Here is a 25,147-nt window from a genome sequence, read left to right as displayed (position 1 = left end):
CATGAAACGCCGAACAATGATCAGAGGCCTGGCCGGAGCTGTTCCTGCCTTATGGGCCGCACGTTATGCAAATGCTGCTGCACTTCTTGAAAATTCCCTGCCCGGAGAGCAGATCGCACAAGGTCCTTTCAAACCTTCCTGGGAGTCTTTAAAGCAATACCAGGTACCCGACTGGTTCAGGGATGCCAAATTCGGCATCTGGGCGCACTGGGGGCCCCAGTGTCAGCCAGAACATGGCGACTGGTACGCACGCGGTATGTACGAGGAGGGAAGCGACCACTATAAATACCACCTTGAGAAATATGGACATCCGTCGAAGTTTGGCTTCAAAGACGTGATAAATGAATGGAAAGCGGAGCACTGGGATCCCGGCCAGCTGCTTTCACTGTATAAAAAGGCGGGCGCAAAATATTTTGTGGCCCTGGCCAATCACCACGACAATTTTGACAATTATAATAGTAAATACCAGTCCTGGAACTCCGTGAACATGGGGCCCAAAAAAGACCTCATCGAAGGCTGGGCAAAGGCAGCCCGGGAACAGGGCCTGTTTTTGGGTGTGAGCGTGCATGCAGCGCATGCCTGGACCTGGTACGAGCCAGCCCAGGGCGCGGATAAGAACGGGGCATTGGCAGGTGTGCCCTATGATGGGAAGATCACCAAAGCTGACGGCAAAGATGCCTGGTGGAACGGATATGATCCACAGGAGCTCTATGCACAAAATCATCCGCGTAGCGCCAAAGTACAAGGCTGGGATGCTTTCAACCAGCAATGGGCCTGGGGGGCGGGGGCGAGCAAACCCAGTAAAAGTTATTGCGAGAAGTTCTTCAACCGCACAGTAGACCTGATCAACCGCTACGAGCCAGACCTGGTATATTTTGACGATACGGTGCTGCCTTTGTGGCCGGTAAGCGACGCCGGCCTGCGAATAGCTGCGCATCTCTACAACAGCAGCATTAAAAAGCACGGCAAGCTGCAGGCAGTGCTTAACGGTAAGATACTTAATGAAGAGCAGCGAAAGTGTATGGTTTGGGATATTGAGCGTGGGCAAAGCCAGCAGATCGAGCCATATGTATGGCAAACTGATACCTGTATTGGCAGCTGGCATTATGATCGCAGGGTCTATGAAAATCAAGGGTATAAGTCAGCCAAAACAGTGATCCATACACTGGCGGATGTGGTGAGCAAGAATGGCAATCTCCTGCTCAGTGTTCCGGTACGTGGAGATGGCAATATTGACTCCGCAGAACTGGCTATTGTGGAAGGCATTGCTTCCTGGATGCAACAGAACAGCGAGTCCATCTACGGCACGCGTCCCTGGAAGATATACGGGGAAGGGCCTGCTATCGAAGCGGCAGCGCCCCTGAGCGCGCAGGGATTCAATGAAGGTAAAGGAAAGCCTTTCGGACCGGAAGATATCCGCTTTACAAGCAAGGCAGATACGCTCTATGCAATAGTGCTTGGCTTGCCGGCGGATGGGAAAGCCCGGATCAAATCGCTGGCTGCGGATAGTAAGCATTATCCTTCCGCCATCACGCGTGTTGAATTATTGGGCCATGGCGAAGTACCGGTAGAACGGACAAAGGATGCGCTGACAGTGCAGTTGCCGGATAGGCTGCCCAACCAGGAGGCCTTATGCCTGAAAATCGTGTGAGGCGGCTTATTGAGGGTATTTTGTTATATTGTGAAGGATGGGCTTAAACACGTTGTGATGCGTTTTTTTATCTGGATTGTCTTGGCCTTGCAATCGCTCCCTGCTTTTGGGCAAAGCAGCCATTATAATTTTTCCAAGCTAAACACCTATACCGGTCTTTCACATAACCAGGTAAAGGCCATATTGAAAGATCGCGACGGGTTTTTATGGTTTGGCACTATGTCGGGCCTGAATCGTTATGATGGATATTCCTGCAGGGTATTCCGGAAAAATCACAATGACAGCACTTCGCTTCCTGATAATAATATCACGGCACTATATGAGCTGCCGCATGGAAAGATGTGGGTATCTACAATGGGAGGCGCCTGTATCTATGATCCGGACACGGAGAAATTCAGTGCTGATCCTGGCAGCTATTTACAATCCTTCGGTTTACCTTCCGGCAGAATTAAAAGTATTGTCAAAGGCAACAATGGCAGATACTGGTTTCTTTACTATGACGCTGGCTTGTACCTGTATTCAGTTAGTGCTAAAAGTGCAAGGCTGGTAAGGCCGCCGCGGTCATCATCCCCTTCGGAAAAGATCACCTGCGTCCAGGAATCCAGGAACGGCAATTTATGGGTGATGTATCACAACGGATTTTTGCTGGAATATGACCTGCAACCGGGTAAGGTTGTCTACGCCAGTGCTGTTATCCAACAAAAATATAAGGGAAGCGATTTTGATAACTTCTTTATAGATAGAGACGGAGACATCTGGGCCTGGTGTTACAACAGCGGAGTTTTTCTTTTTCATCCCCCGGATAGCACCATCAAACAGTTTAATAAAAACTCCTCACCGTCGAGGTTGAATTCAGACATGGTAAGCCAGGTGGTGGAGGATAATAGCGGGTTAATATGGATAGGAACAGACCATGGAGGAGTAACCCTGGTCCGCAAAGATGAGCATTTCAGCACCACTTATCTTCTGAATAACCCCGATGACCCGAAGAGCCTTAGTCAGAACAGTATCACTGCTATTTATAAGGATGATCACGGAATTATCTGGCTGGGCACCTACAAGCAGGGGATCAGTTACCTGAACAGCGATATAGTACAATTTCCATATTACCATCACCAGGAACTGATTGCCGGGAGCCTTCAATATGATGATATCAACCGTTTTGCGGAAGACAGGCAGGGCAATATCTGGCTGGGGACCAACGGTGGGGGGCTCATGTACTTTGACAGGAGAAGAAATACTTTCACCCAATACCTGCATGATCCAAACAATAAGAACAGCCTGAGTAATAATGTGATCGTAAGCTTATGGATCGATCACGAAGGGATCCTTTGGATCGGTAGTTACCTGGGCGGCCTCAGTAGTTTTGACGGGAAACAGTTTACGCATTACAGGCACAATGATAAGGATCGTTCCAGCCTGGCAGATGACAATGTATGGGAAGTATTTGAAGACAGGGATCAACAGTTATGGATAGGTACTTTGAATGGTGGTCTGGATCTTTTCAACAGGAAAACAAAACAGTTTGAACACCATAAAGCCGGACCGGGTGGCTCAGCTTCCAATACTATAACCGCTATCCTGCAGGATGCCAAGGGCAATTTATGGGTGGGCACCGGGGCGGGGCTTGCCGTCTTCGAAAAAAATAAGCGCACGCCACAGCTCTACCAGCACACAAGCGCTAAGCATAGTTTAAGCAGCAATGCCATCAGCAGCCTCCTGGAAGACAGTAAGGGAAGGATCTGGATCGGGAGCGGCGAAGGCCTGAACCTGTTTAATGAACAGACAAAGGAATTTTTCACATTTACTACTGCAAATGGCCTGGCTGATAATGTGATATTGGATATGCTGGAGGACAATTATCACAGTATCTGGCTTTCCACACCGAATGGATTATGTAACGCTGTTCCAAAACAACAGCAGCATGGCGCCGGTTTTACTATTATCTGTTACGATGAGAAGAACAACATCCAGAACCGCGAGTTCAACGAAAATGCAGCCTTGAAGACGCATGCGGGTGAATTGCTGTTTGGTGGGCCTTCCGGTTTCAATATCATTGATCCTGGCAAAATCGGGAAGCCTTCATACCGCCCGAAGATCGTATTCACAGGCCTGCAGATCTTTAACAATAACATAGATCCGGGTATGGTGGTCAATGGCCGTGTTGTGCTGCGGCAATCGCTGACCCGTGGGCCCGAAATTGAACTGAAGCATAAAGAGAATGTTTTTTCTATTGAATTCTCCTCACTTGATTTCGATCATAGTACCCAGGATAAATATGCATATATGCTCGAAGGGTTCAATACTGACTGGTTGTATGTGAACGGTGATCAACGGCGGGTTACCTATACAAATCTTGATCCCGGGCACTATGTTTTTAAAGTAAAGGTTTTAAATGGTTACGGCCTATGGAGTGAGGTCAAGACCTTACAGGTGCATATCGAACCACCGATTTGGCGAACGCCGCTTGCCTATTGTATCTATGCGTTAATGGCAGCCGGGATATTCCTGTTCGCCCGGCGTATCACGCTTGACAGGATACAGATGCGTTTTGAAGTGCGGCAACAACGCAGGGAAGCAGAAAGGGCGCAGGCACTGGAACAGTTAAAGACAAAATTCTTCACCAACGTAAGCCATGAATTCCGCACCCCCTTAAGCCTTATCATCGCTCCGTTGGACAAGATCATTCAACATACTACGGATGAAGAGCAGGCAAAACAATTAAACCTGGTACAGCGTAATGCAAAGCGTTTATTGAACCTGGTAAACCAGCTACTGGATTTCAGGAAGATGGAAGTGGAGGAAGTAAGATTACATCCTTCCATAGGCGACATTGTCAGGTTTTGTAAGGACACCAGCTACGCTTTTACCGATATTGCGGAAAAGAAAAAGATCCAATTTTCCTTCTCCGCTAATATCGACAGCCTGGAAATTTATTTCGATAAGGATAAAATTGAAAAGATCCTATTCAACCTGCTTTCGAATGCCTTTAAATATACGCATGATAACGGCGCCGTGGGCATTCACCTTACCTATCAGCCGGCGGTAAATAATGAAGGGGATGGAACCCTTGCGATTGAGGTAAAAGATACCGGTATCGGGATCCCGGCCAGCCAGCACGAAAAGATCTTTGAACGGTTCTTTCAAACGGAGGTGCCGGAAAGCATGGTAAACCAGGGGACCGGGATCGGCCTGGCTATTACAAAAGAGTTTGTAAAATTACATAAGGGGATCATCACCGTAAAGAGTGAGCCGGACCGGGGTACCTGTTTTACTGTGCTGCTTCCTGCAAAGAAAATTTATGAATGTTCGGCCCGGGTTGCAACAAGCCCTTTACCAACAGAAAACGGAGAACCATTATTGGAGGAAAGTAAAAAGGGCGATAAGAAGAAAACCATACTCATAGTGGAAGACAATGAGGACCTGCGATTTTATCTAAAGGATAACCTGAAAGGGCAATATTACATAGAAGAGGCTACGAACGGGAAAGAAGGCTGGGAAAAAATAAAGCAGCTAAACCCAGACCTGGTGGTGAGCGATATTATGATGCCTTTAATGGACGGGGTTGCGCTGGCCAAAAAAATTAAGACCGAAACGCTCACCGCTCATATTCCTGTTGTTTTACTTACTGCCATGGGAAGTGAAGAGAAGCAGCTGGAGGGTTTGAAGGCAGGTGTGAACGATTACATTACAAAACCGTTCACCTTTGAGATCCTGGCTTCCCGCATCAATAACCTGCTGGCACAGCAAAAATTATTGCAGAAAAGGTTCCAGAAGCAGGTGGAGGTCAATCCCGGGGAGGTTACTATCACCCCTGTGGACGAAAAATTCCTGAAACAGGCTTTGGAAGCTGTTGAAAAGCAAATAGATAACCCGGATTTTTCGGTGGAAGATCTTAGCCGTGAGATGTGCATGAGCCGTGTTACGTTTTATAGAAAGATCGTTTCCCTTACCGGCAGGTCGCCCTTGGAATTTATCCGTTCGATCCGTTTGAAAAGAGCCGCTCAACTATTGGACAAAAGCGGAATGTCAATTGCCGAAATTGCATACCAGGTAGGATTTAATGATCCCAAGATCTTCACCAAATTTTTCAAGGAAGAGTTTAATATGCTGCCCTCGCAGTACATGGCAAATATTAGGAATAAAGATAATTAACCCGCTGCTCAATCGAAAAAAGCTGAATGAAAATCAGCTCTTTGTAACAATTATCCCCCAATTTGAAACATTCAACCACCTGCTTTCAGCCGCTCAGGTAATAGCTTTACGGCATTCTAATCCACGTGTATGAAATTGAGATTGATGCTGTTTAGCCTGTTGGCTTCCGCTTTTTTGAATGACTTATTGGCAGTGCCGCCCGCCTATATCACACTTCCTGATGGTGTAATACTTTTTACAGACCCTTTGCTAACAGGCTCACCGCATGCCGTTAAGCTGGAAGTGATTGCGGATAATATTATAAGAGTGATCGCAGCTCCCGGAAAAGAAATAGTACCCGGTAATAGCCTGATCACTGTTTACAAAAAAAAGCCCGGGCTTACGTGGAATGTTATTCCTTCTAAAGAAAACCTCACACTCAGAACCTCCAGATTAATCGCTACTATCGACCGCAAAACAGGGGCGGTTACTTTCACGGATCTCACCGGTAAAAAAATACTGGCTGAAAAACAGCCGGTTGGAAGGAGTTTTCAACCTGTTGTATTTGATGGTAACCGGTATTACACGCTCACGCAAACCTTTCAGTCAACAGGCGGTGATGCCTGGTATGGATTGGGCCAGCACCAGGATGGTATAATGAATTACCGGGGGCAGCAGGTTACTTTCTTCCAGAACAATACGGAGGTAGCCATTCCATTTTTGATTTCCAGTAAAAATTATGGCATTCTGTGGGATAATTATTCGCTGACCAGGGCTGGTGATGTAAGGCCGCTCCACCCGCTTTCTTCCATGCAGCTTTTCTCAAAGCTTGGAGAACCGGGCTGGCTTACAGCCTCGTACATCAACAATACGCATAACCCCAAAGAGATAAGTATAGAAAGAGCAGAGGCAAACATTAATATGGAGTTCCTGGGAGACTCAAAGATCCAGCTACCCGGGGAATTTACACCTGCTACCGGAATGGTAAGCTGGGAAGGGAGCCTTGCCAGTCATTTGTCGGGCCTGCACCAGTTCCGGTTCACCTACGGCGGTTCCCTGAAGGTGTGGCTGGACGGAAAGCTTGTTTTAGACCGCTGGCGCAAAGCCTGGAACCCCGCGTCTGCATTAGTTCCATGGGATTTCAAAAAAGGAGAGAAAGTACCTGTTAAAATTGAATGGACACCTGAAGGAGGCGAATCCTATCTTTCTCTGAAATGGCAGGAACCATTGAGCGCAGCAGAGCAGAACAATTTTGGCTTTTGTTCTGAAGCCGGCAAACAGGTTGATTACTACTTTGTTTACGGTAATAATATGGATGAGGTGATCGCCGGTTACCGGGATCTTACCGGTAAAGCGCCTATAGTGCCGAAATGGGCATTGGGTTTCTGGCAAAGCAGGGAACGATATAAAACACAGGAAGAGATCCTTACCACGGTTGATGAATTCCGCAGGAGAAAGATCCCTATTGACAACATTGTGCTGGACTGGAGCTATTGGAAGGAAGCAGAATGGGGCAGCCAGGAGTTTGATGAAAAACGCTTTCCTTCTCCCGACAGTATGATCGATGTGCTGCATAAAAAATACAATGCCCGGATCATGATATCGGTGTGTCCGAAATTTTATGACGGCATCTCAGCGTACAAGGAGTTTGATAAGAACGGATGGCTTTATAAAAGGAATATAGCCGACCGGCAGAGAGACTGGATAGGCAAGGGATATGTTTCTACTTTTTACGATGCCTTCAATAAAGATGCGCGGAAAGGATTCTGGAACCTGATCAATGATAAGATCTATAGTAAAGGCATTGACGCATGGTGGATGGACGCCAGTGAGCCGGATATCCTTTCTAATGTAGATGCCGGTAAAAGGAAGCTGCAAATGACGCCCACTGCTTTGGGCAGCGCTGCAGAATTCCTGAATGCTTATCCGCTGCAAAATGCAAAAGGGATTTATGAAGGGCAGCGTTCCACGGACCCCGATAAAAGGGTTTTCCTGCTCACACGCTCAGGCTTTGCCGGTTCACAGCGCTATGCTGCAGCTATATGGAGCGGTGATATCGGATCCACCTGGGTTGATCTGAAGGCACAAATAGCCGCAGGCGTAAATTTTTCTATGTCCGGGCTTCCCTACTGGACCATGGATATAGGTGGTTTTGTGGTGCCCCGGAAATTTGAAAGCCCGGATGCTGAAAACCAGGAAGAGTGGAGGGAGCTGATGACCCGCTGGTCGCAGTTTGGCACATTCGTTCCTTTGTTCCGTTCCCATGGGCAATTTCCATATCGGGAGGTATATAATACAGCTCCTGAAGACCATCCTGCGTATAAAAGTTTTCTTTATTACGACAAGCTACGTTACCGTTTACTTCCCTATATCTATTCGCTGGCCGGGGCGGCATATCATGACGATTATACCATCATGCGCGGACTTGCAATGGACTTTGCACGAGATACGGCTGTATTAAATATCGGAGATCAGTACATGTTTGGGCCTGCCCTGCTGGTAAATCCTGTTTATGAGCACAGGCAAACCAAACGCGCACTGTACCTGCCCAGCTGTGAAGGATGGTATGATCTCTATTCGGGCAAATGGTATGCCGGCGGTCAGCAAATTGTGGCCGATGCTCCTTATGAGCGGATGCCTTTATTTGTAAAAGCAGGGTCCATCCTGCCTTTCGGGCCTGCATTACAGTACACCACAGAAAGACAGGCAGATACCATCACGTTAAACATTTACACAGGCGCGGATGCATCCTTCAACCTCTACGAAGATGAAGGAACTAATTACAATTATGAAAAAGGTGCTTTTTCTGTTATCCCGGTAAGATATAAGGAAGCAACAGGAACCCTTACCATCGGGGACCGGAAGGGATCATTCAAGGGGATGCTGCAGAAAAGAACGTTCCGGATCAATATGATAAGCCCCAATAAAGTCAGAAGCCTGGATTTTGATACACCATGCGATAAAGAAGTGATTTATGAAGGGACACATCTAAATATAAAAAAACAGCCAATTTAAATTCACACGTATGAAGTCAGCCAAAATTATTCGCTTGCGAATATTGCTGCTATGGGGGATAACTATGATTTTTACCCTAAGCGAAAACACCTTCGCACAGACTGCGAAAGTGAGCGGAACAATCACCAGCCAAAGCACATCCGCCCCGGTTCCGGGCGCGTCGGTCACCGTGAAAAATACCAAGATAGCCGCCGTTGCCGATGAAGCAGGAAGGTTTTCTATTAACGCATCCACCGGCGATGTGCTGATGATCTCTTCGGTAGGGTTCATTGCAAAAGAGGTGAAGGTGGAATCGCAGGAATTGAGGATCCAGCTGCAGGACTCGGAGAATCAGCTGGAGAATGTAGTAGTAATCGGTTACGGCACGCAACGGAAAAAGCTGGTTACAGGCGCCAACATACAGGTAAGAGGGGCCGATATTCAAAAGCAAAATACTACCAATGCATTACAGGCTTTGCAGGGCCAGGCGCCTGGTGTACAGATCACTTCTTATTCAGGTCAGCCTGGTTCCGGCATGAATGTTATTATCCGTGGTAAGGGTACGGTGGGTAATTTTTCTCCGCTGTATATTGTTGATGGCGTTCAAACCGGTGATATTTCATATCTGAATCCCGCCGACATTGAATCCATTGACGTCCTGAAAGATGCCGCTTCCGCTGCCATTTACGGTTCCCAGGCCGCTAACGGTGTTATTCTGGTTACCACCAGAACAGGGAAAAACAATCAGAAAGCGCAGGTGACCCTGGATGTTTTTTACGGCGCTCAGCGTGTTGCACGTAAAGCAAAGCTTTTGAATGCAAAAGAGTATGCCACGATTATAAATGAAGCTGCAACGAACTCGGGTAAAGCGCCTTATTTCAGCAATGAGGTGATTGACAATTTGCCTGTAAATACCAACTGGCTTGACCAGATGTTTAAGAATAATGTACCGACTCAAAACTATGTGCTGGGTGTACAGGGTGGGGGTGCGGGCTCCACCTATTCCCTGTCATTGGGATATACAGGCCAGGGCGGTATTGTAGGCGGCTCTAACATTTCTAACTTCGAGCGCTATACGTTCAGGATAAACTCCGATCACAACCTGTACCAGAATATTATTAAGATAGGGGAGCATCTTACATTCAATTATCAGAACACGCATGGAATTTTAGTAGACGGTCAGTACAATAACACTTTGCGTAGTGCTTTCAGTACAAGCCCCTTACTGCCCATGTATGATGGGAATGGCAATTACTTCAGCAGCGACCAGAAAGGCTGGTACCCGGGAAAACCTGACCAAGCATGGAACAATACAGAAGCGAACCCCTATGCAGTAATGGACTATACCACGCGCAACCGGAACAGCAGCCAGGGTTTGTTTGGCGATGTATATATACAGGCTGAGCCCATTAAAGGATTAAAGTTCCGCTCCAGCCTGGGTTTAAATTATACGGCTAATCAAAGCCATGGTTATACGCCGGTTTATCACCTCTCTATTTATGCGTTTAATGATACTTCCAAGGTAACCCAGTCAATGGGTAACGGGCTAACTATCCAGTTCGATAATTTATTGAGCTATGATTTTAATGTGGCTGCTGATCATCATTTCAGCGTAATGGCCGGCAGTTCTTCACTGAAAGCGAAAACAGTGGCTATGAATGGCAACAACTGGTACCTGCGTGTGGCCGACCTGCAGCATGCTTACCTTTCCGTGGCCCAGAATGTGAACAGGGGCGCGCCCTATATGAGTGTTGGCGGAGGTCCTACTGAAAATGCCTTGTTGTCTTACTTCGGGCGGCTGCAATACGATTTCCGCGAGAAATATCTGCTGAATATCACCTTCAGGTCTGATGGGTCATCAAGATTTGCACCCGGGCATCGCTGGGGATATTTTCCCTCGGTATCTGGAGGATGGGTTACTTCTATGGAGAACTTTATGCAGGGCGCTCATTGGCTGGATTTCCTGAAGATCCGTGGTAGCTGGGGCCGGGTAGGTAATCAGAATGTAGCGGCTTATCAATATTTATCTCCCATCAGTTTCAGTAACACGGCTTATATATTCGGGCCTGTTGAAGGGGCGAATACACAAGGTGCTTTTCCGAGCCGCATCGCTAACCCCAATGTAAAATGGGAAACCTCAGAGCAGACCAATATCGGCTTTGATGCTACCGTGTTGAAAAGGTTGAACGTTACGTTTGATTATTATAACAAAACCACAAAAGACTGGTTAATAACGGTGCCCATTCTGGCCACCGCCGGAGCCGATGCACCGCTGATCAATGGGGGCGATGTAAAGAATACGGGCGTTGAGCTTGCGCTTAATTACCGTAATAGCATTGGCAAGGATTTCAATTATTCAATTGGTGTAAATGGCGCGTATAACAAAAATAAGATAGGGAATATTCCTACAAATGATCATGTGCTTCATGGTAATACCAATGTGCTGTATGCTAATGCGGGTGAGTTTTACCGTGCAGCAAACGGTGAGCCGGTAGGTTATTTCTGGGGCTTTAAAACTGACGGCATTTTTCAGACAGCGGAAGATGTGCTGGCCTATAAAGGCAAAACCGGCGCGCCCATACAGCCCACCGCCCAGCCAGGGGATGTTCGTTACGTTGATCTGAACGGCGATGGGGCTATTGATGCCAATGACAAAACAAAGATCGGTGATCCCAATCCTAATCTCACATTTGGCTTTAACGTAGCGCTGGATTACAAGGGCTTTGATTTCTTTGTACAGGCATCCGGTGTTTCAGGTAATCAACTGGTGCAGTCGTGGAGAGGTCCCGGTGGCTTCGGTAATTATACGACGGACATCCTGGAGCGCTGGCATGGCCCAGGAACATCCAACAGGATTCCCAGGGTAACAGAAGATGGGGTGAACTGGGCGCAGTTCTCCGACCTGTACATCTATGATGGTAAATTTCTTCGTATCAGCACCATCACGCTCGGCTATGATTTTGCAAACCTGGTTAAAAAAAGCTACCTGGGCAAGCTAAGAGTATATGCTTCTGTGCTGAATGCTTTCACAATTACCGGTTACAAAGGAATGGACCCGGAAGTTGGATATAATGAAGGCTTTTCATCCGGGGTGGACCTTGGATATTATCCCAGGCCAAGAACGTACATGATCGGGGCAAACGTCCGCTTTTAAACCAAAAAAGAATCAGCAATGAAAAACTTAAAGCTTTATATACTGTCTACTGCATTGCTATCATTGATCGCATGCAGCAAAAACTTCCTGGATACGGAAGATGTAACCTCTGCTACAGAACAGAATTTTTACAAAACACCGGATGATGCCTGGAAAGCGCTGGTGGGCGTATATGACGGATTACAGCGTGTCTGGTCAGGTGGCGTTGCTTTTCCTGTGGCCTCTGTGGTGATGTCTGATGAAGCATTCGGAGGCACCGGCAATGCAGACGGATTCGGTTACCAGATGATGGACGAATTTGACAAGCTCCGTTCGCCTTCTGATCAGAATATGTTTGGCGATAGCTGGAGCCTTTATTACAAAGCTATTTACCGTGCCAACATGCTTTTGCTGCACCTGGACGGGGTAGATTGGAAAGGGAATGACAATTTACGCAAGACCTATGAAGCTGAAACAAGGTTTATACGCGCATTCTGCTATTTTGATATGGTGAGGTTGTGGGGCAATATCCCATTGATCACAAAACCTACTACCGACAATGTGCCGCAGACGGGCGTAGACAGCGTTTATAAGCTCATTACAGATGATCTGAAATTTGCAGCAGCCAATCTTCCTGCCACCAGTTATGGCGCTCAGGATCCGGCCACCCGCGGACGGGTAACCAAATGGGCCGCCGAATCTTTGATAGGCCGTGTGTTTCTTTACTACACCGGTTCTTATGGCAAAGCAGACCTGGTGGGAGAGGTGTCAAAAGCGCAGGCGCTTGGTTACCTGGAGGATGTTATTAATAACGGCGGATTCGGGCTGGTTGACAAATTCGCTAATTTATGGCCGGCTGCCTCTCTCAATAATTACGTAGGAGAAGATAATAAGGAAACCGTGTTTGCCATCAAGTATACCTACACCAGTGATTGGAATGGCAATGTGGATGGCAATAACTGGATGGTAATGTACGGCATCCGTATCCAGAATATTTACCCGTATGGAATGGGCTGGGGAGGCGCAACCGTGAACCCTAAGCTTTGGAATGCCTACGCTCCGGGCGACAGCCGGAGAAATGCCTCCATTATTTCAATAAAGGACGAAGGGCTTGATTTTCAGAATATAAAAGATCAGAGGGAGTATACCGGCTATTGCATTAAAAAATATACGCCGATGGTGGATGCGGCAGGAAAAAGCCTGGCGGAAAAGATGGGCGGCGCCAGCTTCATGATCAGCCAGTTCCAGGATTATGTGTCTATCCGCTATGCAGATGTATTGTTAATGGCTGCTGAATTAGGTGCTGCGGGCGCACAAAATTACTTCGATGATGTACGCAAAAGAGCATTGGGCGACAGCTTTGTCCAGATCCCGGTGAACCAGGCAAATATTATGAATGAAAGAAGGCTCGAGTTTGCAGGAGAAGGGATCCGCTATTGGGATCTGCTTCGCCAGGGCGTAAATGTTGCTGCAGCTGCCATTGCCGAGTCAGTGACCGTTCAAAATGGCGGGGTGAATACAACCAAAACTATACTGGGATCAAAGGTCATAGAAACAAAGGGCCTGGTGCAAATTCCTTATACACAGATCACTTTGTCAAACAACGTGTTGAAACAAAATGCGGGATGGTAACGAGCTTATTGATTCAACTTTACAATAATTAATCCACGTATATGAAACTACAACTGCTGCCGCTGATAGCTATCCTGCTGGCATCCATTTTCAGCATACATCTCTCTGCACAAACAATAAAAATCAGTGGTACGATCGTCAACCAGGGTAATTCCATCCCGGTTCCGGGAGCATCGGTTACCGTAAAGAACTCCCAGCGCTACGCAATCACCGATGAAGCGGGGCGGTTTACGATCGATGCGTCAACAGGCGACGTATTAGTGATCACCATGATTGGTTACCTCAAAAAAGAGGTAGTGGTTGATAAAAGCACTTCCATCCAGGTAAAACTGGCTGAGAATGTTTCACAACTGGAGGATGTGGTGGTAATCGGTTATGGCAAGACAAGACGGAAAGACGTTACCGGCGCCATATCTTCTGTTTCCGGTGATGAGATCCGTAAAACACAACCTGTAACCTTTGATCAGGCCTTGCAGGGAAAGGTGCCGGGCTTAGTAGCGCAACAAATATCAGGTCAGCCAGGCGGAGCTGTATCTGTACAGATCCGGGGCTTGTCTTCTTTTGGCGGAAGTTCTCCTATGTACGTAATTGATGGGGTCATTATTGGCGGTACGGCCGCACTCGGGGCAGGCGTCAACCCGCTGGCGGGTATCAATCCTTCTGAAATTGAATCCATTGATGTGTTGAAAGACGCATCTGCAACGGCAATTTATGGCTCGCAGGCAACAAATGGCGTAATAGTAATAACTACCAGGAGAGGGCAGGTCGCTCCGCCGAGCATTACCTATGATATGTATGCAGGCTACCAGCAAATACCTAAGAAGCTGCCGGTGATGAACTTAAGGGAATATGCAGCTTTTATAAATGAAAGAAATACGGGTCTAGGCTGGGGATTTGATACCCGGCCGGAGTTTGTAAATCCCAATTACCTGGGGGAGGGTACTAACTGGCAGAAAGAGCTTTTTAGAAATGCACCGATGTACAACCACACGTTGACCGTTAGCGGGGGAGATGCAAGAACACAATACCTGCTGTCCGGCTCTTATTTCAAGCAGGAAGGTATTGCCCTGGGGTCTGATTTCCGCAGGATCTCATTAAGACTGAACCTTGATAATAGAACGACCGATTGGCTAAAGATCGGCACCAGCCTGCAACTTGTGAGTATCAAAGAGAATGTGAATTCAACCAGTTCAAATGTAATTAATACCGCATTAAGCCAGACACCGGATATAGCGGTGAAAAATGAGGATGGCAGCTGGGGCGGCGCCTATAACCCGAATGGATGGGTGAATAGTACCGTGAACCCGTATGCAATAGCCCTTATCAATAAAGACCAGGCAAACAGGAAACAGCTTTTTGGTAATATATATGCCGACATCGCGTTTACCAAAGATCTGAGCCTCCGGAATGAAGCAACAGCAAGCTTTTCGATGGCAACGGAAGACCGGTTTAACCCTTCCTATACCTTCGGTCTGGTAAAAAATAATACTAACAGCGCATCTTATAATTTTTCGCAAAGCCTGTTTACAACCATCAGAAGCTATTTTACCTATTCGCACCTGTTTAAAGACAGGTATAATGTAAATGTGTTGCTGGGCCATGAAGCGCAGCTAAACACCAGTGAAGGGTCTTCTGCCGCAAGATCTAATTTTCCCTCCAACAATGTGCAGGTGATCAGTAGCGGGGATCCCACTACCGCCACCAATTCCGGTACCAAGGGGCAAAGCGCGCAGGAATCCTACTTTGGCCGTATCAACCTGGCGATCAATGATAAGTACCTGTTTACCGCCAATCTCCGGGCAGACGGCTCTTCAAAGTTCGCTCCTGAAAACCGCTGGGTGAATACCTACTCAGGAGCATTTGCCTGGAAGATGAATAATGAAAGATTGCTGAAGTCAGTAAAAAATATTAATGAATTAAAGCTGCGCCTGGGTTATGGCTTAACGAATAATCAGAATATCCGGGACTATGCCTATACTTCCACGCTTGCTACTGTGGCTACGGGGCTTACAGGCATTGCACAGCTTACCCAGAATGTGGGCAATCCGTATGTACAATGGGAAAAAACAAAATATGCAAACATAGGGCTGGACGGTACGCTTTTTAACTGGAGATTAAGCTTCTCCGTGGATGTTTACAATCGCAGAACCGACGGCCTTGTATTACAGATCCCCTTGCCATTGTATTCCGGTACAGCGATCGGCTATGCACCAGGCTCACTGGATGCCCCGTATGTAAACGTGGGTACCGTTAATAACAAGGGTTTTGACTTCAGAATCAGTTCAACCAACGTTAAAAGCAAAAGTTTTACCTGGAAAACAGATGTAACTGTTTCACGCAATATTAATGAGGTGCTGAAGCTCAATACGGATGGCGCGTCGCTGGACAGGCAGTACAACAAAACTGTTGTGGGCAGGTCTATTGGCGAGTTTTACGGGTATGTTATCGACGGGGGCGTGTTTGCTACAAAAGAAGATTTTAAGACCCACGCACTACCCACTAAAAATGGCGTGCCCCTACCCGTAGGCGCCGCCGGTGGCAGTATCTGGTATGGTGATCTGAAGTTCAAAGACTTTAATGGTGATGGCATTATTAATGAACATGATCAAACGTTCCTCGGTTCTCCCATACCTAAGTACCAGCTTGGTTTAAACAATACCTTCTCCTATAAGAATTTTGATCTGAATATATTCTTCACGGCAAACATTGGCAATAAAGTATATAACCAGCTGCGCGTGAACGGAGAATACCCGGGTACAAGTTTTGGATATCTCCGGGAACTAATGAACTATGCGAAACTGACCCTGATCGATCCGAACGGATCTGCTACCGATATTAACAATATACAGGTGACAAACCCCGATACCAGGATCCCGGGGATCAGGAATGACAATACCAATGACAACAACAGGAACTCTGACAAGTTTGTTGAGAACGGCTCTTTTTTACGGTGTAAGAATATTTCTTTAGGATATACCCTCCCGGAAAAGCTGATTTCGAAAGCCAATATTAAGTATGTGAGAGTCTATTTCAATGTTTCAAATGCTTTTATTCTTACCAATTACAAGGGAATGGATCCTGAGATCGGATCATGGGACCCGCTAAGCGCAGGTGTTGACGGAGGCTACTATCCGCAGCCCCGGGTCTTTACCATTGGTGCTAACGTAAAATTGAGTAAGTAAAATATTCATCTGTTTAATATAAATAGTTATGAGATCAATATTGGGTAAAATAATAGCTTTCCTGTTAGCTACGATCGTTATAACGGGATGCTCCAAAAGCTTTTTAGACCGGCCACCCCTGTCGCAGATAAGTGCTGATAACTTTTATCAAACCTCCAATGATCTTAGATTGGCAACAGCTGCATTGTATGCCGGTACACCCTGGGGAGACTGGAATTATAACTGTTATTTACCCGTAGGCGATGTGCTGAGTGGAAACATGGCAGTTGGTTACTGGGGAGATGCCGTGCAGCTGAACACTTTTACGGTTACGGGCTTAAACGGCATTATGATCTCTAACTGGAAAGGGATGTATAATGTTATCGCACACTGTAATGTAACCATTAATGCCATCACGCAGAAGGCGTCCAATGCCATCCCGGAGAAGGACAAGAATGCTGCTATTGCTGAGGCCCGCTTTATACGTGGATTTGCCTATTACAACCTGGCGGTGTTATGGGGTGCTGTGCCTGTTATTGAAGATAACAGTAAACTGATCATATCTCCTTTGATTAACCGCATAAAAACCGAAGACGTATATAAATTCGCCATTAACGACCTGACCTTTGCAGCAGGAAATCTCCCGCCGGCGGATGTTGCCGGAAGGGTAACGACCTGGTCTGCACAAGGCATGTTAAGTAAGGTTTATCTGACGGTAGCCGGGTTAAACCAGCATGGAGGCGCCAGGGATCAGGCATACCTGGATAGCGCAAGAAAATACGCAGGTAACGTATGTAAGAATAGTGGCCTGGCACTGGTAGCTAATTATGCTAACCTCTTTAAAAGCCAGTTTAACGACAACCCGGAGTCATTGTTTGCATTGCAGTGGGCACCCGGTGGCGGTTGGCTGGAAGGAAATATGCTGCAGATCTATTCTCCCGGCGGTACGGAAATATCTGCCAATGGCTCTGCCGGCTGGTTTAATATCCGCCCAACCATAGATATGTACCAGCTGTACACCACGAAGGATTCTGTAAGGCGTAAGGCTACCTTTATGATCAATGGTGATTATTACCCGGAGCTGAACGCAGCGGGCGGAGGATATAAATTTACAGGTGATTGCGGATTGAAGAAGCATATTATCGGTACGAACAAGGATAATAATGCGCCAACGATGAACCTGACCTCTTCTACCGAGCACAATGCATTATTAAGACTGGCAGATGTTTACCTCATTTATGCGGAAGCCATACTTGGTAACAGCGGCGCTACCAGCGATGCTGAGGCGCTGCTTTACTTTAACAAAGTTCGTGAAAGGGCCGGGATTAATCCAACTACTAAAATAGATATAGACACCCTGATCAATGAGAGAAGAATTGAGCTTGCAGGGGAGGGACAATACTGGACAGACCTGGTCAGGTTGTCTTACTACAACCCGGCAAAGGCAATCAGTAAATTGAACGGGGAAAAACGGGTGACATTTACCCTGCCAAATGGTGTTTTAACGCCTGCAGATCCATATGGTGTTATTACACCTGCAACTATTCAAAGCTTCACTTTCCCAATACCTTCTTCTGAGGTTACTGCCAACCCGAAATTGTTGGAACCTCCGGTATCATATTATTAAGCAATACTAAAACAGTATACCGTGAACAAAGAAATATTCAACCAGCACTATAGAAGCTTACTGTTACTGGCGCTTGCAACGGCCTTTGCATGTATGCAGTCCGGCTGTAAAAAGGAGGCAACAGAAGGCGCTCCTGTTATAACAAGTGTCAGGAATTATGCAGCGGCGCCTGCCGATACCCTTGTGAACAACATCACCACCGGTCAATGGGTGGTATTGATCGGGCATAACTTAAAAAACGCTGTACAGATCTCCTTTAATGGCATACCTGCCAGCATCAACAGCGTAATGTTCTCCGACACCAGCGCGACTGTGCTGGTACCTGCCGTGATACCGTTTCCGTCGGTGTCTGCAGAAGATCTGAACACCATCCGCTACGTTACCCGCCAGGGGACTACCACTTTTACATTTGGTATTGTGGCCCCGCCGCCCAGCATCACAAGCATTTCCAACGAAAATGCCAATGAGGGCGATTCCGTTTATATCAACGGGTTGAATTTATTTTTTATAGAAGAGGTCACTTTTGCCGGTACGCCGGTTACGAAATACACCACCGCCGGCGATGGGACTTCCGTGGGCTTTGTGTTGCCGGCGCTTACACAAAGCGGACCAGTAGTGGTAGTTACAAAATCCGGCACAGCTTCCACTCCCTTTAATGTAAATGATGCTACAACAGGGATGCTCTGTGATTTTGATAAGATCAATACTTTCAACTGGGGTACGGGTATTGATAACAGCAGCGTCAATTTTCCCGGCAACAAAGGCAATTATGCGGTGCTTAGCAATGGGATTCTGCCCGCCGGTGATGGCACCTGGTGGGACTGGCAACGCAGTATAAATACCAACGACGTACAGTGGGTTCCTGCCGATAGCTTAGGCCTTCCGCTTGATGAATACGGGCTTAAGTTTGAGATCAGCGTTCCCGGCGCATGGACCGGTACTTCTATTTATGTAATAAAAGGCTATGCGTTTGACTATATGGCCCGCTATGAGCCCTGGCAGGGCACGAATGGTGTGGTATCTCCCTTCTCTACAAAGGGGTGGCGTACAGTGACCATTCCATTATCAATGTTCAGAAGCAATGATGGTAAAGGCTCTGCAGCTGCGAGCCTGACCGCTTTGCTGGGCGCCAGTGGTAATGGAGCGGTAAATATCCAGACCAAGAACTTTTCCGCAGCACCATCGGCTTCCGGCTTAAAGGCAGCTATTGATAATATCAGGGTGGTGAAGATCAGGTAACGAAAAATTTTTAACCAAATACACAAATATGAAAACCAGGAGTTGGTATGCGCTTATCGGCCTTTTAATGGTGGCGGTAATGTCGGCATACTGTAGTAAGAAGAATACTATTACGCCTGAGCTGTCGGTTTCTTTATCTGAAATTGCTTTTCAGCCAAACGGGGGCACATCTGATGTTACTATCACCAGTAACGTACAATGGACTATCAGTAACCCCGCTTCATCATGGCTGCAGGTAAGCCCGGCAAGCGGCAATGGCAGCAAGGCGCCCATCCGGCTAACTGCGGTGACCAATACCACCGGCGCTGCACGTTCAGCAGTGCTGGAGGTGAGCGCAGGAAACAGCCAGGTGCGCAGGATCAATGTAACACAAGCCAGCGGGATCTACCCGGGCTATAACCTGTCGCCTGCGCCAGCTGATGCAAGCGGCATGGGAAGCTCTGCCGTGCAATTGGCTGCCAAATTTAAGCTGGGCTGGAATATTGGAAATACGCTCGAAGCAATTGGCGGGGAAACCGCCTGGGGGAATCCTTTAATTACCGAGAGCTACATTCAATTCGTAAAACAGCAGGGATTTAATGCTATCCGCCTGCCTTGTTCATGGGACCAGCATGCCGATAAAGCTACCGCTAAGATCCAGGATGAATGGCTCAGCAGGGTAAAGCAGGTGGTTCAATACTGCGTCAAAAACGATATGTATGTGCTGCTTAATATCCACTGGGATGGTGGCTGGCTGGACAACAATATTAACAGCCAGAAAAAGGATTCGGTGAATGCAAAGCAGCAGGCTTTCTGGGAACAAATTGCAACCACTATGCGTGATTTTGATGAGCACCTGATGTTTGCAAGCGCCAATGAGCCCCCGGCCGACAATGCTGAGCAAATGGCAATACTTGCCAGCTATCATCAAACTTTCGTTAATGCAGTACGGTCTACCGGCGGACGTAACAGCTACCGGGTGCTGGTGGTACAAGGTCCTTCAACGAATATTGAGAAAACCACTGAGCTGATGAATGTCCTTCCCACAGATCCTGTGAAAGACCGGATGATGGTGGAAGTGCATTATTATTCCCCATCCCAGTTCTGTTTGCTGATGGATGGCGATGCATCCTGGGGTAAAATGTTTTATTACTGGGGTACAGGGCATCATTCTACCATTGAGCCTGAGCGGAATGCTACCTGGGGCGAGGAAAGTGATGTAAACGCCTCTCTCGCCAGGATGAAAACGAAATACACCGATAAACAGATCCCTGTCATCATGGGCGAATATGGAACCTACAGGCGCGACAACAGTAAGTATGTGCCCAAAGACCTGGCCACCCATAATGATGCGGTGGATTATTGGTTGACCTATGTGACCAAACAGGCCATCGCCAATGGTCTTAAGCCCTTTTACTGGGATACGGGCGGCGCTTTGGACAGACGGAGTAATACCGTGCTGGATCAACGGACGATTAATGCCATCGTGGCGGGTAGTAAATAACTGGTAAATACAAACATGGTGAATATGAAGTTTGCGATTGTCTCCATTCTCTTTTTTTCTTTGCACGCGTTACCGTCATTTGCGCAGAAGGCGGTAGTTCAATCGCCGGATCAGCGGATTAGTGTGGCCCTGTTCTCAGCACAAAATAATGATGTCGGAGGGTGGTATATCAAAGCCTCTTACAATAGCAATGGAAAGGTATCAGACGCTATTCCACATATTGCGCTGGGGCTCTTGCGCAGCGACCAGGATTTTTCAAAAGAGCTGAAATTCCTCAGCGCGGGTAAACCCAGGTTCATCCATGAACAATACACCGCACTGCATGGAAAAAGAGCTGTTTGCGCCAATTCGGCTAATGAGGTAATCTTTTCTTTTGAGAATCCTTCCAAAGCCCGGCTGAATGTTATCATCAGGGCGTACAACGATGGCATTGCTTTCCGCTACGAATTCCCGGAAAAGGAGGGGAAGTTTGTCGTAAAAGATGAACTGACTGCTTATTCCATTCCCAAAGAAACAATGCGTTGGATGGAAAAGTGGAATACTGCCAACGAAGAGTGCTACGATTCAATGAGCAATAGCAACGTACAGGAAAGGGAATGGTGTTACCCGGCGCTTTTCAGATCGAAAGACAGTTCCTGTTGGTTTCTGCTGCATGAAGCAGATGTAAACAGGACTTATTGTGCTACCAAGCTCAGTAACACAGCTGATGGATCCACCTACAAGCTTACATTTCCGGACCCGCGCGATGGAAGAGGGCAGGGGACATCGCAACCTTCCATAACGCTTCCCTGGCAATCACCCTGGCGCGTGATAATGATAGGTACGCTGGCGGATATTGTAGCATCTACATTAGTGGATGATGTTGCTGCCCCCTCCGTTGTAAAGAACACCGACTGGATTAAACCGGGGATTGCCTCCTGGAATTACTGGTCGAGCAATCACGGCACAAAGGATTATAAAATTGTTTGTGAGTTTGCCGACCTGGCTGCGGAAATGGGCTGGCCTTATACGCTGCTCGACTGGGAATGGGATTCAATGAGCAACGGCGGCCATCTTGAAGATGCCCTTCAATACATTCATTCAAAAGGAGTGAAGCCATTGATGTGGTACAATTCAGGCGGCCCTCATACAAGTGTTAGTTCAACTCCCCGCGACAGGCTGCTCACCCATGAAAAGAGAGTGGAAGAATTTACCCGGCTGAAGAAGCTGGGCGTAGCAGGGGTAAAAGTTGACTTTTTTGAGAGTGAGAAGCAAGACATGATCAGGTACTATCTCGATATTCTTGAGGATGCGGCTAAATTTGAAATGATGGTTTATTTCCATGGTTGCCTGGTACCACGGGGCTGGTCAAGAACCTACCCCAACCTGATGACCAGCGAAGCTGTACGCGGGGCGGAGTGGTACTGCTATGACCCGGTGTTTACAACTGCCGCACCAGTGCATAACACCATTCTTCCGTTTACCCGCAATGTGGTGGGTTCGATGGATTACACGCCGGTTACCTTTACCAATTCTCAAAATCCACATACTACTTCTTATGGGCATGAGCTGGCGCTGAGTATCGTTTTTGAATCTGGTATCCAGCACCTGGCAGACCGCCCGGAGGGTTATCATCAATTGCCGGATGCAGCGAAGGCATTCCTTAAGGAAGTGCCGGCCGCCTGGGATGATACCCGCCTGCTGGCTGGGTATCCCGGTAAAGATGTTGTAGTGGCCCGCCGCAGAAACAACACATGGTTTATCGGAGGGATCAGTGCGGCCATGCATGAAAGAACAGAGAAGATCAGCTTCAGCTTTTTACCGGAAGGCGTTCAATGCAAGCTGACATTAATTAGTGATGGCACACATGATAAAGCGCTTACAACCCGGTATCTGGTGGTGGACAGATCCAGCACGGTGGAAGTTGAAATGCTTCGCAGAGGTGGGTTTGTGGCAATACTTTCCGATCCGGTTGAGCTTAATAAATGAATGTATTGAATAGCAATTTGATGAAATCGAGAAAAATAATAAGGCAATTTGTACTCGCTTTAGCCGGCGTAATGATGGCAAGTGCGAACGCGCCAGCGCAGGAAGGCAGCCACTTTTTTCCGGAGAAGGATCTCATTACAACCGGCATCTATTATTATCCTGAGCATTGGAACGAAGAGCAATGGGAACGCGATATCAGGAAGATTGCCGGTATGGGCTATGAATTTGTGCACCTGGCCGAATTTGCCTGGTTTAAATTGGAACCGCAAGAGGGGAAATTTGAATTTGAATGGCTCGACAAGGTGATAAGCCTCTGCGCCCAATATAACCTGAAAGTGCTGATGTGCACACCTTCTGCGGCCACGCCGGCCTGGATGAGGACGAATTATCCTGAAACTTTCGTCATGGATGGTCATTACATCCGTAGCGAGCATGGCACACGGGGGTTAGGATCAATCGTTAACCCTGCCTATCGCCGGTTTGTAGCAACCATTGTAACAGAGATGGCCAGGCGCTATGGTCAGAATAAAAATGTGATTGGCTGGCAGCTGGATAATGAGCCGGATGCCAAACCTGACTATAGCCCTTCTTCGCAGGAAGCGTTCCGGCAATGGCTCAGGAACAAATACAAAACCATTGAGGCATTAAATGCTGCCTGGGGAGCTGCTTTCTGGAGCCAGTGGTACAATAATTTTGACCAGGTCATTATTCCCAATACCAACCTGGTAGGCTGGTGGGGCAATAACCCCCATGCACTGCTTGATTTTAAAAGGTACTCGGCAGATGCCCAGGCAGAATTTCTCGATTTTGAGGCGGCAACATTACGGAGCCATATTTTGAAGGAGCAGTTTATAACAACCAATTATACAGCGGTTTCCACAGGTGCTGATCCGCGGCGGACGAATCAACTTGATTTTGCCACTTATACCGCCTATCCAAATGGCGGTACCAACAATATCGGCGAGCAGGGCTTTCGTTTGGGAAATAGTAAGGTCATTCTCTTTGCTGCTGAATACTATAAAACAGTAGGTGGCGTATCCGGTGTAATGGAAATTCAGCCCGGGCCGGTGAACTGGGGCAGCTATAACCCGCTGCTTTTACCGGGTACCGTACGTATGTGGCTGTACCACACCTTTGCAGCAGGGGGTAAACTAGCCAGCTCTTACCGCTTCCGCCAGATTAATTACAGTGCAGAGCAATACCATGCCGGCGTCATACTGCCGGATGGTGTAACGCCTTCACAGGGCGGTGAGGAGTATATGCAATTCATGAAAGAAATAAAATCGCTGCGCAGACAATATAAGCCGAATGTTACCATGCCGGCAAAGCTAGCGGCCCGGTCAACAGCCATTCTCTGGAACCTGGAAAATTACTGGACTATTGACCGGCAAAAACAAACCTTGCAATGGGACACCTGGAATTACCCGATTAAATTTCTTGAGATTGCAAAATCATTCGGCGCACCGGTAGATGTGATCCCGGAAACGGCTGATCTGTCGAAATACAGGTTTGTAATAGTCCCGGCATACGAAATGGCCGATAGTGCTTTGGTGAAAAAATGGAGTGAATATGCTGCTAAGGGAGGGCATTTGATCATTACCTGCCGTACCGCAACCAAAGATCGTATGGGACATTTTTGGGAAGCGGAATGGGCCGCACCCTTATCCGGCCTTATAGGGGCACAGGTGAAAGCAACCGATATGCTTTCAGGCAGTGCCCGGGGAGATATCCTGATGAAATCTACTCATTACAGCTGGAATAACTGGGCCGACTTACTGGTGCCGGATAAAAATACAACGGCTCCTGCTATATATGACAACCAGTTCTATAGTGGAAAAGCTGCAGTAGTAAAGCATAAAGCAGGGAAAGGTAGTGTTACATATATCGGAGTAGATACCGATGATTCGAAACTGGAATCGGATGTACTACAGGAGATCTATCATGACGCAGGTGCTTCCACAGAACACTATCCGCCGGGGGTATATGTTTATTGGCGGGACGGTTTTTATGTAGCCGTGAATTATTCCTCTGCTGATTATGAAATGCAAATACCCGACCGGTCCAGTATCCTCATCGGAAAGAAGGTACTGGAACCAGCGGGGGTATTGGTTTGGAGCGAATGAAA

Annotated in this window: 11 protein-coding genes; all 11 read left to right on the top strand. The window is 47.4% G+C overall.

The genetic code is table 11. The annotated features are described in order from the left end of the window. Position 1: 1 nt before the first annotated feature. The gene (locus ACR9Y8_RS03445; protein ID WP_481211835.1) at positions 2-1,651 is read left to right on the top strand and encodes an alpha-L-fucosidase; all 1,650 of its coding nucleotides are present in this window, start codon (positions 2-4) and stop codon (positions 1,649-1,651) included. A gap of 57 nt (positions 1,652-1,708) precedes the next feature. Continuing rightward, positions 1,709-5,806 (top strand): hybrid sensor histidine kinase/response regulator transcription factor, encoded by a 4,098-nt coding sequence (locus tag ACR9Y8_RS03440; protein ID WP_481211834.1) that lies wholly within the window; start codon positions 1,709-1,711, stop codon positions 5,804-5,806. Between the two features lie 129 nt (positions 5,807-5,935). Next, the gene (locus tag ACR9Y8_RS03435; protein WP_481211833.1) at positions 5,936-8,800 is read left to right on the top strand and encodes a TIM-barrel domain-containing protein; all 2,865 of its coding nucleotides are present in this window, start codon (positions 5,936-5,938) and stop codon (positions 8,798-8,800) included. A 64-nt stretch (positions 8,801-8,864) separates the two neighbouring features. After that, on the top strand, positions 8,865-11,933 hold the full coding sequence (locus ACR9Y8_RS03430; protein WP_481211832.1) for a SusC/RagA family TonB-linked outer membrane protein: 3,069 nt from the start codon (positions 8,865-8,867) through the stop codon (positions 11,931-11,933). 18 nt (positions 11,934-11,951) lie between these two features. Further along, on the top strand, positions 11,952-13,544 hold the full coding sequence (locus tag ACR9Y8_RS03425; RefSeq protein ID WP_481211831.1) for a RagB/SusD family nutrient uptake outer membrane protein: 1,593 nt from the start codon (positions 11,952-11,954) through the stop codon (positions 13,542-13,544). A gap of 41 nt (positions 13,545-13,585) precedes the next feature. Then, entirely contained in the window at positions 13,586-16,726 is a 3,141-nt protein-coding gene (locus ACR9Y8_RS03420; protein ID WP_481211830.1) for a SusC/RagA family TonB-linked outer membrane protein, read from the top strand. Between the two features lie 28 nt (positions 16,727-16,754). Next, positions 16,755-18,332, top strand: a complete 1,578-nt coding sequence (locus tag ACR9Y8_RS03415) for a RagB/SusD family nutrient uptake outer membrane protein (RefSeq protein ID WP_481211829.1) — start codon at positions 16,755-16,757, stop codon at positions 18,330-18,332. A 21-nt stretch (positions 18,333-18,353) separates the two neighbouring features. Further along, positions 18,354-19,571 carry a glycan-binding surface protein gene (locus tag ACR9Y8_RS03410; RefSeq protein ID WP_481211828.1) on the top strand — a complete coding sequence of 406 codons (1,218 nt, stop codon included), beginning with the start codon at positions 18,354-18,356 and terminating at the stop codon, positions 19,569-19,571. A 28-nt stretch (positions 19,572-19,599) separates the two neighbouring features. Continuing rightward, on the top strand, positions 19,600-21,054 hold the full coding sequence (locus tag ACR9Y8_RS03405) for a cellulase family glycosylhydrolase (RefSeq protein ID WP_481211827.1): 1,455 nt from the start codon (positions 19,600-19,602) through the stop codon (positions 21,052-21,054). A gap of 24 nt (positions 21,055-21,078) precedes the next feature. After that, complete coding sequence (locus ACR9Y8_RS03400) at positions 21,079-23,022, top strand: glycoside hydrolase family 97 protein (protein ID WP_481211826.1); 1,944 nt, start codon at positions 21,079-21,081, stop codon at positions 23,020-23,022. 20 nt (positions 23,023-23,042) lie between these two features. Further along, positions 23,043-25,145, top strand: a complete 2,103-nt coding sequence (locus ACR9Y8_RS03395) for a beta-galactosidase (RefSeq protein WP_481211825.1) — start codon at positions 23,043-23,045, stop codon at positions 25,143-25,145. Positions 25,146-25,147 lie beyond the last annotated feature (2 nt).

Source organism: Chitinophaga sp. SVR4-12A (assembly GCF_056754765.1).
This window is presented reverse-complemented; position numbering and strand designations above follow the sequence as displayed.

Excerpts from the sequence above, each read along its gene's own strand:
- ACR9Y8_RS03445 (WP_481211835.1), top strand. The coding sequence starts at position 2 with ATGAAACGCCGAACAATGATCAGAGGCCTGGCCGGAGCTGTTCCTGCC.
- ACR9Y8_RS03440 (WP_481211834.1), top strand. The coding sequence starts at position 1,709 with ATGCGTTTTTTTATCTGGATTGTCTTGGCCTTGCAATCGCTCCCTGCT.
- ACR9Y8_RS03435 (WP_481211833.1), top strand. The coding sequence starts at position 5,936 with ATGAAATTGAGATTGATGCTGTTTAGCCTGTTGGCTTCCGCTTTTTTG.
- ACR9Y8_RS03430 (WP_481211832.1), top strand. The coding sequence starts at position 8,865 with ATGATTTTTACCCTAAGCGAAAACACCTTCGCACAGACTGCGAAAGTG.
- ACR9Y8_RS03420 (WP_481211830.1), top strand. The coding sequence starts at position 13,586 with ATGAAACTACAACTGCTGCCGCTGATAGCTATCCTGCTGGCATCCATT.
- ACR9Y8_RS03415 (WP_481211829.1), top strand. The coding sequence starts at position 16,755 with ATGAGATCAATATTGGGTAAAATAATAGCTTTCCTGTTAGCTACGATC.
- ACR9Y8_RS03405 (WP_481211827.1), top strand. The coding sequence starts at position 19,600 with ATGAAAACCAGGAGTTGGTATGCGCTTATCGGCCTTTTAATGGTGGCG.
- ACR9Y8_RS03400 (WP_481211826.1), top strand. The coding sequence starts at position 21,079 with ATGAAGTTTGCGATTGTCTCCATTCTCTTTTTTTCTTTGCACGCGTTA.
- ACR9Y8_RS03395 (WP_481211825.1), top strand. The coding sequence starts at position 23,043 with ATGAAATCGAGAAAAATAATAAGGCAATTTGTACTCGCTTTAGCCGGC.
- ACR9Y8_RS03425 (WP_481211831.1), top strand. The coding sequence starts at position 11,952 with ATGAAAAACTTAAAGCTTTATATACTGTCTACTGCATTGCTATCATTG.